Below are 15984 nucleotides of genomic sequence, written 5' to 3'. Positions count from 1 at the left end.
CATGCTCCAGCCTCAATCCGGGACCGAAGCTTCGCCCCCCGGCACGGAAGTGGCTCTGTTCACTCTTCGCGAGACGAGCTTCGCAATCCCAGGCCGCACGCTGCTCCATCCCCTCACGCTGGATCTCGCACCCGGACGGGTCATCGGACTGATCGGTCACAACGGCTCCGGCAAGTCGACCCTGGTGAAGCTGCTGGCGCGGCAACAGCAGCCCACGACCGGGGAAATCCGCTTCAATGGCGCCGCGCTGCCGGCCTGGGGCGAGCGGGACTTCGCCCGCAAGGTTGCCTATCTGCCCCAGCATACTCCGCCGGCGACCGGCCTTCTCAGCCGGGAACTGGTCGCCTTCGGACGCTATCCCTGGCATGGTGCGCTCGGGCGCTTCAGCGCGCGCGATGCCGAAAAGGTGGCCGAAGCGCTGAGGCTCGCCAATGTCGAGGCCTTCGCGGACCGCCTGGTGGATACGCTGTCCGGCGGCGAACGCCAGCGCGTCTGGCTCGCCATGCTGGTGGCGCAGGATACGCGCTGCCTGCTACTCGACGAGCCGATCTCGGCCCTCGACGTTGCCCATCAGGTCGAGGTGCTGTCGCTGGTGCGGCGTCTTTCGCAGGAGCGCGGCGCGGGCATCGTCGTCGTCCTGCATGACGTGAACATGGCCGCGCGCTATTGCGACGAACTCATCGCGCTGCGGGGCGGGCGCCTGATCGCGCGCGGCACGCCGGCGGATATCATGACGACGCCGTGCCTCGAAAGAATCTACGGCATTGAAATGAGTGTCATCCCGCACCCAGAGACCGGCCTTCCCGTAAGTTTCGTGCGCTGAGAATAATCAGCCCACGACCCCAAGGCACGTGGGTAAAACAAGCGCCTCTATCGCAACGGCACGTATATCTCCGATCATCGCGAACCAGTCCTTCACGTGCCTGCCAATAGCGAGCCCCTTGGTGAGGCGGATGGCCTTGTCTAGGCCTTCCCCTTGGCGAGATATTCGTCCCGTTCTTCATACCAACACCCGAGGAGAAGATTCGGGTATAAACTATATTCAAATTATTGATTTCATTTTTTCTTGTCAGAATTGGAGGTCGCGAATATCATCCAAAATGATTACTCAATTTCCTCACTATAGTTTAGAATAATTATAGAATAGACGTTCGCCTTCGCATATGTTTCGGCCTCGACAACCATGCCGCGGGAGGGGCACCATGAATCGAGGCGTATCGTTGCTGGTCGCGCTGGCGAGCCTGGCTGCAGGCCTGATGCCGCTCCAATCGGCGACTGCAGATCCACTGCTCGATCGTGGACGCTACCTGATGGAGGGGATCGTCGCATGCGGCAATTGCCATACGCCCAAGGCGGCGAATGGCACCCCGATAGCCGACAAGGAACTGGCAGGGGGCTTTGCCATCGACGCCCCGATCTTCCATGCCGTCGCATCCAATATCACACCGGACAAGGAAACGGGCATCGGCAACTGGACGGATGCGCAGATCATCGACGCCATCCGCAACGGGCGCCGCCCGGATGGCTCGATCATTGGCCCGCCCATGCCGATCGCCTTCTACCGTGGCATGTCGGACAGTGATGCGAAGGCCATCGTCGCCTATCTACGGCAAGTAAAACCGGTCTCCAACAAGGTGGAGAAGTCGGTCTACAAGATCCCCTTGCCCGACTCCTACGGGCCACCCGCCGAGAGCGTTCCCGATGTACCGCACACCGACAACGTCGCCTACGGTGCTTATCTCGCCAACGGCCTCGGCCATTGCATGGATTGCCACACGCCACTGGACAAGGGGCGCAACGACATGAAGCGCCTCGGCGCCGGGGGCAACGAGTTCGGCATGCCGGGCGGCAGCGTGATTACATCAGCGAATCTTACTCCGGCTAACAAACACGGCATCGCCGGCTGGAGCGATATGCAGATCGTCTCCGCACTGAAGACCGGGCAGCGTCCAAATGGCAGCCATATCATACCGTTAATGGCCTTCGGGTGGTACAAGAACATCAACGACGAGGATTATGTCTCACTCGTCGCCTATCTGCGGGCCCTCAAGCCGGCTGAGTAAGAACGACCAAAGCTCCGGCATCCGCGAGATACCGGAATATTCATATTACCCGGCTAAACGATTGAGCTTTCAGGGGCGGCGATACGCGGTTGGCGGATCTCGCTCGCCGGACTATCGTACCGCCGCGAGATCACCCACCACGCACCGATTCTCAAAAGACACCTTCAAGAATTCATAAGATCAACTCCGCTCGAGATTCGCTTCTTCATCGATAGTTTACTTATTGGTACTGTTTCCCAAGTATCAGATCCTGTTGGTTTCCTCTTAATTCTTTGGACAAGCGCGAGTCGAGACGGCATTTTCCTGCCGGCCCGCCAGGGCCCTTTTCATAGCTGTGCGTTTCAATTTCGCACCATAGAGAGTACCAAATGCGCAAATCGACAATGATTGCCCTGATCTGTGGCGCGTTCGCGCTATCGGGTATGCTGCCATCAACATCGGCCCTCGCGGACGGCACCATCACGGTGGTGAACCGCAACTCCAGCCGCGCAATCCAGCAGGTCTGGTTCGCCAATGCCGGTGAGAGCGACCCCTGGCAGGAAGCGAGCGTGGAGGAGGCCATCCGCCCACAGAGCCAGAGCACGTTCACGATGAGGGGCGACAATTGCCTCTTCGACATCAAGGTACGCTTCAGCGACGGCTATGAATCGACCTTCACCAATGTCAATGTCTGCCGCGGCGATCGCGTGCTCGCAGACTGACATTCACGCGCTGTGCCGGTCCGGACGGGGAACTTTCCGGGCCCGCCCTCAGCGCCGGGAACATTCCCTCACACTTGTACCAATCATGTTCGAAATTGCCTGGAAGGGAGCGGTCGGCGGGGTGATCACGGCACTGATCGTCCTGCTGTCGAAACGGGGCAATGTGCTGCCTGGCATCCTGCCGCTATTCCCGACTTTCGCAGTCATCGCGCTCGCCGTCATCGGCGCCAAGGGTGAGACGGACGGATTCCGGCAGGCATGCCTCGCGGGGGCGAAGACAATCCCGGCCTATCTCGCTTTTCTCGCGGTGTGCTACGCGGCCATCGGCAACATCGACTACCGCCTTGCCATCATCCTCGGCCTGATGGCCTGGCTGGCCGTCATCCTGACCATGCTCTATCTGGTGCGGACATGAAAAAGGCGGCCCGAAGGCCGCCTGCAGAACCACCGGCACCTCTTGCCGGAGGCTTCTCGAACTTACGCGGCAGCAGCTGCAGAGATCCAGCGAGAAAGCTCGCTCTTGGGAGCAGCGCCGAGCTTCTGCGCGGCGGGCTTGCCGTCCTTGAACACCATCAGCATCGGGATCGACATGACGCGGAACTGGGAGGCGATCTGGGGATTCTCGTCGACGTTGAGCTTGGCGATCTTCACCTTGCCCGCCATCTCGGTGGCGATCTCATCAAGTGCCGGGGCAATCATGCGGCAGGGGCCGCACCATTCGGCCCAGAAATCGACAACCACCGGTTCGGAGGACTTCAGCACGTCGTCCGCAAAGGACGCATCCGTGACCTTGATCGTGTTGGCACCCATTTGAGAATTCTCCACTGCGGGAATGGCGGAATCGCCACGCAAACATCCGTTGCCTCAAGCTAGGAATGCGAGGGCCGGGCGTCAAGACGACGAGGGCCGACTCTCGCGAATGTGCACGGCTGCCATGCGGATTCAGGCGATTAACAGCCTGATTTCGTTGAATAAGCCACGGGACTGGGCTGGAGACGGGTCGGGACAGGGCCATGACGCCCCGGTGCGGGTCACCGCGCCTGCGCGCAGAAGGCTGATCCCGATGCCTCAGCTTATCTCGAGCTGCGTGGACGACACGCCGTGAGCCCGGATGAGCTGGTACAGGGCGGCCGCGTTTCTCGGAGCGAGGCGTATGCAGCCATGCGAGGCGGCCTTGCCGAGATGCCCGACCTCGTAGGTGCCGTGTACGGCGTAGCCTCCCTTGAAGAAGACGGAGTAGGGCATGGGCGAATTATGGTACTTCTTCGAGTAGTGCATGCGCTGCAGCGCCTGGGGCTTGTAGACGCCACGCGGCGTGTAGTAGCCCCGGCGCGCGGTGGAAACCGCCCAGACAGCTTCGACGTTGCCGTCCACGATCACCGTCATGCGCTGGGTGGCGATATCCACCTTGGCGATCACGCCGGCCGCGGCCGGTGCCGCCTGGAACAGCACGCCGGCGAACAAGGCGAAGAAGACGGCAATCCAACGAAACTTGGCGATATGTGCCGAGGCAGACATGACAGGGCTCCTTGATTTGGCTCACTGACATCTCGCCGTTTTGGGCCGTCGGCCGCCATGCGATTTGGCACAGGCTGTGTTCGGTATCCCGAAACGATCGATCTGAACAAAGCATGAATCGCGACAGCTAATTATTCGTTGCCGCCCGCGCCCGGAGAGCGTCCCATTTTGAATCACGCTCAAGCGGATGCTGCCGTCGGGAGCCAGACAGGTTAGAATCGCGAAGCGAATCAACTTCCGCGGGAGCATCCATGCATCGTCTCGTCCGGTCCGTCCGGTCCCAGAAGGGCTGTCTGCCGGTCCTGTCCCTTCTGGCCGCATTGGGGAGCGCCCCGGCTCTGGCGCAGGACGTCACCCCGCCCGGCTACAAGCTGCCGCCGTTGACTGCCGTCACGCCTGCGACGCCCGCCAAGCAGCTTTTCGGCCGCCAGACGACATCGGCCGATCTCGGCCTCAATTCCATTGGCTTCTACGCCAAGGGCTGTCTTTCGAACGGGGTCCAACTGGCCGCCACCGGACAGAACTGGCAGGTCATGCGCCCCTCACGCAACAGGGCCTGGGGCAATCCGGTGCTTGTGCGCTTCATCAAGAAACTCGCCGGCCAGGCGCCGAGCGTGGCGGGCTGGCCCGGAATCCTGATCGGCGACATGGCCCAGCCGCGCGGCGGGCCGATGATCACGGGCCACGCCTCCCACCAGATCGGCCTGGACGCCGACATCTGGCTGACGCCGATGCCGAGCCATGTCCTTTCGGTGCAGGAGCGTGAGACCACGAGCGCCGTCATGATGGTGCGCTCCGACCGCCTCGACGTCTCGCGCGCCTGGACGCCTGGCCAGATGGCGATCATCCGGGCGGCCGCGCGGGATCCGCAGGTCGAGCGTGTCTTCGCCAATGCAGCGATCAAGAAGGCACTGTGCCGCGATGCCGATGGCGATCGCTCATGGCTCTCCAAGGTGCGGCCGATCTATGGACATGACTACCACTTCCATGTCCGCCTGCTGTGCCCGGCCAACAGTCCCACCTGCAAGCCGCAGACACCGCCGCCCTCGGGAGAGGGCTGCGGGAAGGAGCTCGACTACTGGTTCTCCGATGCGGTGCTGCATCCCAAGCCGCCGACCAAGCCGCCGCCGCCGCCCCACCAGATCACGATGGCAGAGTTGCCGCCTGCATGCCGTCAGGTTCTGGCCGTACAGTAAAGCAGGTTGGGCCGCCCAGGCGGCCGATCTGATGTATGGGAGCGTCAGACCCGCTCAATCGTCGGGATGGCCCGCCTTGGCTTGCAGCCAGTCGGATAGCGCCAGCAGCACGCTGGAGACCATGAATACGATATGGATGCCGACGAGCCAGTAGAGGTCCCGGTCCGTCAGCCTCTCGATCTGCATGAAGCCCTTGAGGAGCTGGATGGCGGAGATCAGCACGATGGAGGCGAGCAGCTTCAGCTTGAGGCCGGCAAAGTCGACCTTCGTCATCCAGGACGGCCAGTTGACATGATCCGAGCCGTCGATCCGGGACACGAAATTCTCATAACCGGAGAAGATCACGATCAGGATGAGGCTGGCGAGCAGAGCCAGATCGACCATTTCGAGAGCGCCCGTCACCGTCTCCTCGCCCGAAAGCGTCAAGGCCGTCTCGACGTAGTGCAGCAATTCCTGGCCGAATTTCAGCAGCACCACGAACAGCGCCACCACCAGACCTATGTAAAAAGGTGCCATGACCCAGCGCGCCGCAACCAGCCCGCGTTCGATCAATTTTTCCATCTGCAAGTCCCAACCCGATTCGAGAAGCCGGGCGCAAAATAGAGACGGCCCGCAGCCGATGGAACCCGTGGTTGCCAATTTGTAATCTGCAGGCGCGGGACTCGCGGGCGTCAGGTCACCCCTCGCCCTTCACCCTCATGATCTCGACACCCGCCATCGCCTCCGGCACGGCGCGAGGCTTTTCGATGCGCACCCGCACCGACTTAACGAGAGGAAATGCCAGGCAGCGCGCGGCGAGGCGTTCGGCGAAGGTCTCGAGGAGATCGACGTGACCACCGGCGAGTTCGCGTGCGATGCTCGCGATCTTGTCGTAGTCGACCGTGCCGTGAATGTCGTCGTGGCCGAAGGTCTCGCCCGATAGCATCAGCTCGACATCGACGATCAGCGGCTGGGTTACGCCCTTCTCATGGGCGTAGTAGCCGATATGGGCCTCAAGCGTGAGGGCGCGCAGGAAGACACGGCTGTAGGGACGGAACTCTGTCATTCCCGACCAGTGCCACACTCAGCCGTGGATGGCCATCGCCGTCGCGTCTTTTGCTTGTATCGCCTCGCCATTCAGCGGGTTGTCGGGATCCCAGCCGTAGAGGGTCTCGCCGAAACGCATGTCGCGGGCGTCGAGATGGATGAGGCGGCCGACAAGCCCGGTGCCGAAGCCGACGATCTCGCGAATCGCCTCCAGCGCCATCATCGAGCCGAGCACGCCAGCAAGCGCGCCCAGGACACCCGCCTCCGAGCAGCTTGGAATGGTGCCCGGCGGCGGCTTCTGCGGGAACAGGCAGCGCCAGGTCGGGTTAGGCTCGCCAGCCGCATTGCGCTCGAAGGGCCGAAGCGTCGTGAGCATCGCATCGAAGACGCCCAGAGCCCCCATGATCAGGGGTTTGCCGGCGTGAAAGCAGGCATCGGAAACCGCATAACGGGTATCGAAATTGTCCGAACCGTCGATGACCAGATCATAACCGGCGACGAGCGGGGTTGCATCGGCGGCGCCGAGACGCAGCGCGTGCTGCTCCACCTGCACATGCGGATTGAGCCTGCCGATCGCCTCCGCGGCTGTCTCTACCTTCGGCCGGCCGATATCGGACGTCGCATGGATGATCTGGCGCTGGAGATTTGAAAGCGAGACGGTATCGTCATCCACGATGCCAAGCGTGCCGACCCCGGCCGCCGCGAGGTAGAGCAGGACCGGTGCCCCGAGCCCGCCGGCACCCACCACGAGCACCCGCGCCCGCATCAACGCCTGCTGCCCGGCCCCGCCGACCTCATGCATGACGATATGCCGGGCGTAGCGCTCCAGCTCTTCGGATGTGATTGCCATGGCGCGAATGTAGGCGCGGCAGGGTTGGCGCGCAATGGCGGGGAGCGGCGGCTTTTGCCATCCCCTTCCGGCGATGCCTCGCATTTCGAGCCGGCTTCACGCCAGGCATACCGGGCGCTCGCCTTCGCCGCCTCAGCGAGTATGATCGCGATCCAAGAATCAGAACTGAGGATGAGGCTTCCATGACTTCGGCTCCGCGCGCGCCCGGACTAGGCGATCACGTCTTCCTGGTCGACGGCTCGTCCTTCATCTTCCGGGCCTATTTCCAGTCGATCAACCAGGATGCCCGCTACAACTACCGCTCGGATCGGCTGCCGACGGGCGCGGTACGGCTGTTCTGCAACGTGCTGCACAAGATGATCAGGGAAGGCGTGATGGGCAAGAAGCCGACCCATCTGGCCATCATCTTCGACAAGTCCGAAGACTCCTTCCGCAAGGAGCTCTATCCCGACTACAAGGGCCACCGCCCCCCGCCGCCCGAGGAACTGGTGCCGCAGTTTCCGCTCATGCGCGACGCCGTGCGCGCCTTCGGGCTGAAGCCGGTGGAACAGTCCCGCTACGAGGCGGACGATCTCATCGCCACCTATTGCGGCCTTGCCGTGAATGCCGGAGCGGACGTCACCATCGTCTCCGCCGACAAGGATCTCATGCAGCTCATACGCCCCGGCGTGGTGATGTTCGACCCCGCTTCGGGCGACCAGAAGGCCAAGGGCTCCCGTCCCGAGCGCCTGATCGGCGAGGCCGAGGTCTTCGAGAAATTCGGTGTCACGCCGGACAAGGTGGTGGACGTGCAGGCCCTCGCGGGCGACTCGACCGACAACGTCCCGGGCGTGCCCGGCATCGGCGTAAAGACGGCCGCACAGCTCATCAACGAGTTCGGCGATCTCGAAAGCCTTCTCGACCGCGCCGGCGAGATCAAGCAGGAAAAGCGGCGCCAGAACCTGATCGAGCACGCCCGCCTCGCCCGCATCTCGCGCGACCTCGTCAAGCTGGTCACGAACGTGGAACTGGAGACACCGATCGAGGATCTCGTCGCCCCGGGCCTGGACGCCAGGGGAGCCATCGCCTTTCTCAAGGCCATGGAGTTCTCCACCCTCACCCGCCGCATCGCGGAGGACGCCGGGCTCGACGTCAACGAGATAGCGGCCGACGAAAAGCTGAAGATTCCGGATGCAGACTTCTCGGTAGCGCCGGCGAGGCCCGCGGCCAGGGCCGTGGTCGACACCACCGGCCTGCCGGTTCCCGCCGGCCCGGCCGACGCCGGAACGCCCGCCGCCCTGGTCGAAAGCGTCAAGGCCCGCCTCGCCGCCATTCCATTCAAGGTCGAATCCTACGAGACCGTGGGCAGCCTGGAAGCTCTGGACGCCTGGGTGGCGCTGGCTCGCGAGCAGGGCTACGTCGCCTTCGATACCGAGACGACCTCGCTCGACGCGCTCCAGGCCGATCTCGTCGGCTTCTCGCTGGCCGTGGTGCCTGGACACGCCTGCTATGTACCGCTTCGGCACCGCGACAAGGCCGATCTCTTCGGCGGCGGCACGATGCCCGGCCAGATCGATCCCGTCGAGGCCCTGAAGCGGCTGAAGCTGATCCTGGAGGATCCCTCCATCCTCAAGATCGGCCAGAACCTCAAATACGACACCCTGGTCATGGGCGAGCAGGCCATCAAGGTGGCGCCCTATGACGACACCATGCTGATGTCCTATGTCGTGGATGGCGGTCGCAACAATCACGGCATGGACGAACTTTCGGTACGCCATCTCGGCCATAAGCCGATCGCCTTTTCCGAAGTCTGCGGCTCCGGCAAGTCCCTCATCGGCTTCGACCAGGTGCCGATCGACCGCGCGACAGCCTATGCGGCCGAGGATGCCGACGTGACGCTTCGCCTGTGGCTGCTCTTCAGGGCACGCGTGGTAGCCGAGGGCATGACCACGATCTACGAGACGCTGGAACGTCCGCTGGTCTCCGTGCTCGCGCAGATGGAATCGCGCGGCATCATGATCGACCGGCAGATCCTCGCCCGCCTCTCCGGCGAATTCGCCCAGAGCGCGGCACGGCTGGAGGCGGAGATCCACGAGCTCGCGGGCGAAACCTTCAATGTTGGTTCCCCCAAGCAGCTCGGCGACATCCTGTTCGGCAAGATGAGCCTGCCGGGGGGCAAGAAGACCGCGACCGGCCAATGGGCCACTTCGGCCCAGATCTTGGAGGACCTGGCCGACCAGGGCTTGGAACTGCCGCGCCGCATCGTGAACTGGCGCCAGCTCACCAAGCTGAAATCGACCTATACGGACGCACTGCCGACCTATGTGAACCCGAAATCGGGCCGTGTGCACACGTCGTATTCCCTGGCGGCGACCACCACCGGACGTCTTTCCTCGTCCGAGCCGAACCTGCAGAACATTCCCGTGCGCACGGAGGAAGGCCGCAAGATCCGCTCCGCCTTCATCGCGGCGCCCGGCTGCAAGCTGATCTCGGCCGACTATTCGCAGATCGAGCTGCGCGTGCTCGCCCACGTGGCCGAGATCCCGCAGCTCAGCAAGGCCTTCGAGGACGGGGTCGACATCCACGCCATGACGGCCTCGGAGATGTTCGGCGTGCCCGTCGCCGGCATGGATCCGCTGGTCCGCCGTCGCGCCAAGGCTATCAATTTCGGCATCATCTACGGAATATCGGCCTTCGGGCTCGCCAACCAGCTCTCGATCCCGCGCGAGGAGGCGGGGGCATATATCAAGAAATACTTCGAGCGCTTCCCCGGGATCCGTGACTACATGGATCGCATGAAAGCCGAATGCCGCGCCAACGGCTTCGTGACCACGATCTTCGGCCGCCGCATGAATTTCCCGGCCATCGAGTCCAAGAACCCCTCGGAGCGCGCCTTCGTGGAACGCCAGGCCATCAACGCCCCGATCCAGGGCTCGGCCGCGGACATCATCCGCCGCGCCATGGCGCGCATGGACGGTGCGCTGGTCAAGGCCGGCCTCTCCGCCAAGATGCTGCTGCAGGTGCATGACGAACTGGTGTTCGAGGCGCCGGAAGAGGAAGTCGAGGCCACCCTGCCCGTGGTGGCAAGGGTCATGGAGGCCGCGACCCTTCCCGCTCTCTCCCTGAAGGTGCCGCTGCAGGTGGAGGCACGGGCGGCAAACAATTGGGAGGAGGCGCATTGATCGTGGGAGCGCGGACATCCTGTCCGCTCGTGAAGCGATTGCCGTTTGCGTCGAAGACGGAATAAAGCCGAAAGCTGCAATGTCCAGGCCGAGGATTCCAGCCCAAGAACGGACTGGTTGTCCGCGCTCCCGGGCATTAATCCTTTGTAATCCGCCCTATTTCAGGCCGGTTCTTGTCCCATCTCACGCATGCTCCCAAATTGGGGGCGTTGCGGCCCGCCTCCTGGCAATGGCCGCGAAGGAGAATTCAGGATGACCCCGAACGAGAAAGCCCTCATCGAGGATCTGTTCAACCGCCTGCGTAGTGCCGCTCCCAGCGGACGCGACGCCGAGGCCGAGGCGGCCATCGCCGCCGAGATGGCCCGTTCTCCGGGCGCGGCCTACGCGCTGGTGCAGACGGTTCTGGTTCAGGATCAGGCCCTGCGGGAAGCCCATGACCGGGTCCAGGCGGCCGAGACGGCGGCGCAGCAAGCCCGCGAAGCCACACAACAGGCTCCCCAGCAGGCCCAGTCGTTCCTGGAACGCGCCGGCTCCGCCCTGCAGGGCTTCGGAGGACAGCGTGGCCGTGCGCCCCTGCAGCAGGCCCAGGACCCGGAACCCCAGGGTCGCCAGGGCGGTGGTTTTCTCTCCGGCGCGCTGCAGACCGCGGCCGGCGTCGCCGGCGGTGCATTGCTGTTCGAGGGCGTGCGCTCGATGTTCGGCGGTGGCGGCGGCCTCCTCGGCGGCGGCAACCCTTTGGGTGGCGGCGGCACCACCATCAACGAGACCATCATCAACGAAGACTCGAGCAAGGGACGTGACGACAACGCTCGTGACGCCCGCGACGACCGGGACGATCGTGACGACGACGATGTCCGCAACGCAGGTTACGACTCGGATGACGATGACGACGACGGCTATGACGACGGGCCGGATGGTTCGGACAACGGCTGGATCTGAACGGAGGCTCGCTGGCGAGCACCGCCCCGATCACCATCAAAAAGAAGAGCTCCGGTCAGCAATGGCCGGAGCTCTTTCATTGTGGGCAAGTAAAATGCTGGTGATATCCGTATGTTAAACTGGGCGGGCGGTTCGGCCCAACCGCTTTCCGCTGCAGGTCACAGTCCTTCGAACAGGGCGCTGGAGATGTAGCGCTCGGCGAAGGAGGGTACTATGACCACGATGGTCTTGTTGTCCATGCCGGGGCGGGCGGCAAGTTCCAGGGCTGCGGCAACGGCAGCGCCGGAGGAGATGCCGCAGGGAATGCCCTCGATACGGGCAAGCAGGCGTGCCGTGTCGAAGGAGGTCTGATTGCCGACGGTGATGATGTCGTCGATCACCGAGCGATCGAGGACGTCGGGAACGAAGCCCGCGCCGATGCCCTGGATCTTGTGCGGGCCGGGCTGGCCACCGGAGAGAACCGGGGAATCCTCAGGCTCCACCGCGACGATCTTCAGGTCCGGCTTGCGCGGCTTCAACACCTGCCCGACGCCCGTGATGGTGCCGCCCGTCCCAACGCCCGCGACGAAATAATCGATGTCGCCCTTGGTGTCGTTCCAGATCTCCTCAGCCGTGGTGAGGCGATGGATCTCCGCATTGGCGGGATTGCGGAACTGCTGGGGAATGATAGCGCTCGGCAGTTCCTTGACGATCTCCTCCGCCTTGGCCACCGCGCCGCGCATGCCCTGCGCCGCCGGCGTGAGGACGAGCTCGGCACCGAGCAGGGCCAGCATCTTGCGGCGCTCGATCGACATCGACTCGGGCATCACGAGGATGAGGCGGTAACCGCGGGCGGCAGCCACGAAGGCGAGCGCAATGCCGGTGTTTCCCGACGTGGGTTCGACCAGTACGGTATCGGGCTTGAGATGTCCGCTCTTCTCGAGGGCATCGATCATGCTGACGCCGATGCGATCCTTGACGCTCGCGATGGGGTTGAAGAACTCCAGCTTGGCCAGGATGCGTGCCTTGACATTCTTGGCCTTGGCCAGCCGGTTCAACTGGACGAGCGGCGTGTCGCCGATGGTCTCGGTGATCGACTGATAGATACGGCCGCGGCCGGGCACATGGGCATTCGCCATGGGGTTCTTCCCTCGTTGAGAATTTGGCTGGAATTCAACATTAATCCATTTATTTGTCGAGATTAATATTGAATTACAAATTATTTAAGTTGATTAGATCGCGAAATCGATATTGGTGGTGGTGCCACCGAAAACCTGCTTGCGCTCGGCTTCGCGACAGAGGTCCTCCACCGTGATCTGGTCGAGTTCCGCGAGGAAGGATTTCGAGGCCTGGTCGACCGCCGGCGCAATGACCTGATCGACCAGGCTGGAGACAGGCGAGGGCTCCTCATCGTTCGAATCGGTCATCGCAGCCCGCACGATGTCGCCGGCGGTAATACGCCGCCGCTCACGCGCAAGTTCGTAGCCGCCGCGCGGCCCGCGCACACCCTTGAGGATATTGTGGCGCACCAAGGCCTGGAGCAGCGTCTCCAGATGGCGCGGAGGCAGGGCGTGACGGGTGGCGAGAGCCTTGGCGGCGACCGGCGTGGGCCTGGAGTGGTGAGCGATATCGACCACGGCGGCAAGACCAAGCAAGGAACGACGCGAAAGCAGTTGCATAATCAAACCCCTGAAAGGATGCCTACTTCATCGTCACGGTGCCGGTCGAACCGAAGCCGCTGCTGCCCCGGGCCGTCGAATCGACTTCCGCCGTTTCGACCAGGACGGACAGCGTCACCGGCGCGATGACCATCTGGGCAATCCGCATGCCATGCGTGATGACGAAGGCTTCGACCCCCAGATTGATCAACGGGACTTTGACCTCACCGCGATAATCGGCGTCTACGGTACCGGGTGCGTTCAAAACGGTAATTCCGCTTTTCACAGCCAATCCGGAACGAGGGCGCACTTGTCCTTCATAGCCCTGTGGAATTTGGAAAACCAGCCCGGTCGGCACCAGTGCGCGCATCAGCGGTTGAAGAATGAGCGTCTCGCCTGGCGAGAGCGCGGCCATCAGGTCGAGACCGGCGGCGCCCTCGCTCTGGTAGCTCGGCAAGGGCAGGTCCTGGGCGTGAGACAGCTTCAGGACAGGTATGGAGAGGGGAGCGGTCATGGCAATCCTGTGATGGTGGGGACGAGGCCACCGGAACCTGATTCGGAAATCGCGAAATGGCCGAGCTTGTCCCGGGCATCCGGTTGCGACGCTTGCCAACGTTTGCGCCACACCCGATCACCGGGACAAGCCCGTCCGGCGACAAAACCGGGGTTCTGCAGATTTTTCGGCGCCGGGCCAAAGCCCGCGACGGAGGTCACACCCCGGCCAACTTGGCGATATGGGCCACCAGCGCGCGCGCCACGGCATCCTTGTCCATGTCGGGCCAGGTCTCCACGCCGGCGGACGAGACGAGGTGGACGCGGTTGCGGTCGCCGCCCATCACGCCGCTCTCCGGCGACACATCGTTGGCGACGATAAGGTCGCAGCCCTTGCGCGCAAGCTTCGCCTTGGCATGTTCGACGACGTTCTCGGTCTCGGCCGCAAAGCCCACCACGAGAGCAGGCCGCCGGGCGTCGGCGTGGGCAACGGTGGCAAGGATGTCGGGATTCTCGACCAGGGAGAAGCGCGGCGCGCCGCTCTCGCCCTTCTTGATCTTCTGCGTCCCGGCATCTGCGACCCGCCAGTCGGCCACGGCGGCGCTGAAGATCGCGATATCTGCCGGCAGGGCCTCCTCCACCGCCTCCAGCATCTCGCGCGCCGTCTCGACCGGCACCAGGTGCACGCCGGGCGGCGCCAGAAGGGCGACGGGCCCCGAGACGAGCGTCACGCGAGCGCCCGCCGCCAGGGCCGCGGCCGCGATCGCGTAGCCCTGCTTGCCGGAAGAGCGGTTGGCAATGTAGCGCACGGGGTCGATCGGCTCGTGTGTCGGGCCGGCGGTGACGAGCACATGCTTGCCGGTGAGCGGCATGGCGGCCAGGAGCTTGGTCCCGGGCCGGACACTCGGCGGCAGCGGGATGACGGTCGGCCCGGACAGCGCCTGTTCAATGGCGGCAACGATTTCCAGCGGCTCCGAAAGCCGGCCCGGTCCGTACTCCCCGCAGGCCATTTCGCCGTCATTTGGCCCGACGAAGCCGACGCCGTCCTCCTGGAGCCGGGCCACGTTGCGCTGCGTGGCGGGATGCAGCCACATGCGCACATTCATGGCCGGGGCAACCAGGATCCGCTTGTCGGTGGCCAGAAGGGTGGTGGAGGCGAGATCGCTGGCGATCCCCTGCGCCATCCTGGCGAGGAGGTCGGCCGTGGCGGGCGCGACAACCAGCAGGTCGGCGTCGCGCGACATCTCGATATGGCCCATCTCGGCCTCGTCCGTGAGCGAGAACAGGTCGGTGTAGACCTTGTCGCCCGTCAGCGCCGAAACCGAAAGCGGCGTGACGAAGGCTTCGCCCGCCTTGGTGAGGATGGCCCGGACGTCCGCCCCGCGCTCGCGCAGGCGACGGATGAGGTCCAGCCCCTTATAGGCCGCGATGCCGCCGCCGATGATGAGGAGAATACGCTTGCCGGCAAGGATGGAGGACATGTCAGAACCCGCGTGAAGCCGATGCCCCACACATAGACAGCGCGAGAGGGGGATTCAATCGCCCCCCGCGACGTGTCGCCCTGCGGTCACTCCCCTCCCATGGCCAGCTTGTCCATCCCGGCATAGCGCTGCGGATCGCCACCGCGCGAATTGGGCATGCCGGCGAGGATCTGGCTGGCAATGGCATCATAGTCGCCATTGAAATGATGGCCGCCGGGAACTGCCACCACCTCGACCTTCTGGGGATCGACATCGTTGCAGCCGGAGCGCTCGCCCTCTTCCATGCCGCGGAAGCATTGCACATGGGGACCGCTGATGCCCGCGACGGCCGGGATCGTGGCCTGCCGCCCACCGGTGACCTTCATGAAGCCCACCGCATAATCGGCCTCGCGAGAGAGCCCGAGCAACGAGACCTCCTGGATCCGCCCACGCAGGTCCTCCGGCAGATGGGCATACACGGTAGCGGCGACGTCGGCCCCGAAGGAATAGCCGACCAGGATGATCGGTCTGTCGGGCCGGAAGGGCGCGACCATGCGCTCGATGGTCTGCGCAACCTCCTCGGGCGTGCGCTTGTGGATGAAATAGGCGAGACTGTTGAGGCCTATGGTGGTCACGCCCGCACGGGCGAGGCCATTGGTAATGCCGTCATCGATGCCCCACCAGCCGCCATTGCCGGACAGCAGCACCGCGATGGGACCGCCCTCGTTCTTGCCATCCACCATCACCACCGGCAGGTCGCGCAGGGCCACCGGCACGTTGGAATTGTCAGGTGCGCCGAACGCTCCCCAAACGCTGCCAAACGCTCCGGGGAACCAGCGCGGCAGAACCTTGTCCGTGAAGTAGAAGCTGGCGGCAAGCGCAAGTAGAACGACGCCGAGAAGGCGCAGCGAAAAAAGTCGGATCATGGCGGCAACACGCGG

At 63.8% G+C, this 15984-nt stretch carries 17 protein-coding genes; 7 read left to right on the top strand and 10 right to left on the bottom strand.

Features of this window, described 5'->3' with window-relative positions; translation table 11 throughout:
- Window position 1: 1 nt before the first annotated feature.
- The 4 genes from AC6H34_RS11580 (at window position 2) to AC6H34_RS11565 (ending at window position 3179) form a co-directional block, all read left to right on the top strand.
- The gene (locus AC6H34_RS11580) at window positions 2-823 is read left to right on the top strand and encodes an ATP-binding cassette domain-containing protein (protein WP_497538908.1); all 822 of its coding nucleotides are present in this window, start codon (window positions 2-4) and stop codon (window positions 821-823) included.
- A gap of 379 nt (window positions 824-1202) precedes the next feature.
- Complete coding sequence (locus tag AC6H34_RS11575) at window positions 1203-2063, top strand: c-type cytochrome (protein ID WP_497538907.1); 861 nt, start codon at window positions 1203-1205, stop codon at window positions 2061-2063.
- A 368-nt stretch (window positions 2064-2431) separates the two neighbouring features.
- Window positions 2432-2764 carry a hypothetical protein gene (locus AC6H34_RS11570; RefSeq protein ID WP_497538906.1) on the top strand — a complete coding sequence of 111 codons (333 nt, stop codon included), beginning with the start codon at window positions 2432-2434 and terminating at the stop codon, window positions 2762-2764.
- A gap of 85 nt (window positions 2765-2849) precedes the next feature.
- A complete protein-coding gene (locus AC6H34_RS11565; RefSeq protein ID WP_497538905.1) occupies window positions 2850-3179 on the top strand; it encodes a GlpM family protein in 330 nt (109 codons plus the stop codon).
- Between the two features lie 62 nt (window positions 3180-3241).
- Here the strand turns inward: AC6H34_RS11565 and trxA are convergent, their stop codons facing one another.
- The gene (gene trxA / locus AC6H34_RS11560; RefSeq protein WP_284312895.1) at window positions 3242-3574 is read right to left on the bottom strand and encodes a thioredoxin; all 333 of its coding nucleotides are present in this window, start codon (window positions 3572-3574) and stop codon (window positions 3242-3244) included.
- 258 nt (window positions 3575-3832) lie between these two features.
- Window positions 3833-4282 carry a L,D-transpeptidase gene (locus tag AC6H34_RS11555; protein WP_448149845.1) on the bottom strand — a complete coding sequence of 150 codons (450 nt, stop codon included), beginning with the start codon at window positions 4280-4282 and terminating at the stop codon, window positions 3833-3835.
- A gap of 251 nt (window positions 4283-4533) precedes the next feature.
- Here AC6H34_RS11555 and mepA point away from each other — a divergent pair, with 251 nt between their 5' ends.
- The gene (mepA, locus tag AC6H34_RS11550; protein ID WP_448149846.1) at window positions 4534-5478 is read left to right on the top strand and encodes a penicillin-insensitive murein endopeptidase; all 945 of its coding nucleotides are present in this window, start codon (window positions 4534-4536) and stop codon (window positions 5476-5478) included.
- Between the two features lie 54 nt (window positions 5479-5532).
- On the opposite strand, the gene AC6H34_RS11545 is transcribed toward mepA, so the two are convergent.
- The 3 genes from AC6H34_RS11545 to AC6H34_RS11535 all read right to left on the bottom strand — a co-directional run bounded on the left by AC6H34_RS11545 (window position 5533) and on the right by AC6H34_RS11535 (window position 7354).
- The gene (locus AC6H34_RS11545) at window positions 5533-6039 is read right to left on the bottom strand and encodes a TIGR00645 family protein (protein ID WP_448149847.1); all 507 of its coding nucleotides are present in this window, start codon (window positions 6037-6039) and stop codon (window positions 5533-5535) included.
- 115 nt (window positions 6040-6154) lie between these two features.
- Window positions 6155-6523 (bottom strand): dihydroneopterin aldolase, encoded by a 369-nt coding sequence (gene folB / locus AC6H34_RS11540; RefSeq protein ID WP_448149848.1) that lies wholly within the window; start codon window positions 6521-6523, stop codon window positions 6155-6157.
- A gap of 18 nt (window positions 6524-6541) precedes the next feature.
- On the bottom strand, window positions 6542-7354 hold the full coding sequence (locus tag AC6H34_RS11535) for a HesA/MoeB/ThiF family protein (RefSeq protein WP_448149849.1): 813 nt from the start codon (window positions 7352-7354) through the stop codon (window positions 6542-6544).
- Window positions 7355-7536: 182 nt separating this feature from the next.
- Here AC6H34_RS11535 and polA point away from each other — a divergent pair, with 182 nt between their 5' ends.
- Both polA and AC6H34_RS11525 read left to right on the top strand, forming a co-directional pair.
- Window positions 7537-10515, top strand: coding sequence for a DNA polymerase I (gene polA, locus AC6H34_RS11530; protein ID WP_497538904.1), 2979 nt, complete (start codon window positions 7537-7539; stop codon window positions 10513-10515).
- 252 nt (window positions 10516-10767) lie between these two features.
- Complete coding sequence (locus AC6H34_RS11525; protein ID WP_497538903.1) at window positions 10768-11454, top strand: DUF2076 domain-containing protein; 687 nt, start codon at window positions 10768-10770, stop codon at window positions 11452-11454.
- A gap of 158 nt (window positions 11455-11612) precedes the next feature.
- Here the strand turns inward: AC6H34_RS11525 and cysK are convergent, their stop codons facing one another.
- The 5 genes from cysK to AC6H34_RS11500 all read right to left on the bottom strand — a co-directional run bounded on the left by cysK (window position 11613) and on the right by AC6H34_RS11500 (window position 15969).
- Window positions 11613-12572 carry a cysteine synthase A gene (gene cysK, locus AC6H34_RS11520; protein WP_448149852.1) on the bottom strand — a complete coding sequence of 320 codons (960 nt, stop codon included), beginning with the start codon at window positions 12570-12572 and terminating at the stop codon, window positions 11613-11615.
- A gap of 93 nt (window positions 12573-12665) precedes the next feature.
- Window positions 12666-13112, bottom strand: a complete 447-nt coding sequence (locus AC6H34_RS11515; RefSeq protein WP_448149853.1) for an RrF2 family transcriptional regulator — start codon at window positions 13110-13112, stop codon at window positions 12666-12668.
- Window positions 13113-13134: 22 nt separating this feature from the next.
- Window positions 13135-13605: a dUTP diphosphatase gene (gene dut / locus AC6H34_RS11510; protein WP_448149854.1), complete on the bottom strand. Its 471-nt coding sequence runs from the start codon at window positions 13603-13605 to the stop codon at window positions 13135-13137.
- Between the two features lie 196 nt (window positions 13606-13801).
- On the bottom strand, window positions 13802-15064 hold the full coding sequence (coaBC, locus tag AC6H34_RS11505) for a bifunctional phosphopantothenoylcysteine decarboxylase/phosphopantothenate--cysteine ligase CoaBC (RefSeq protein WP_497538902.1): 1263 nt from the start codon (window positions 15062-15064) through the stop codon (window positions 13802-13804).
- Window positions 15065-15150: 86 nt separating this feature from the next.
- Window positions 15151-15969 carry an AcvB/VirJ family lysyl-phosphatidylglycerol hydrolase gene (locus AC6H34_RS11500; RefSeq protein ID WP_448149856.1) on the bottom strand — a complete coding sequence of 273 codons (819 nt, stop codon included), beginning with the start codon at window positions 15967-15969 and terminating at the stop codon, window positions 15151-15153.
- Between the last annotated feature and the right edge of the window lie 15 nt (window positions 15970-15984).

Source organism: Labrys sp. ALF-8, assembly GCF_059699065.1.
This window is presented reverse-complemented; position numbering and strand designations above follow the sequence as displayed.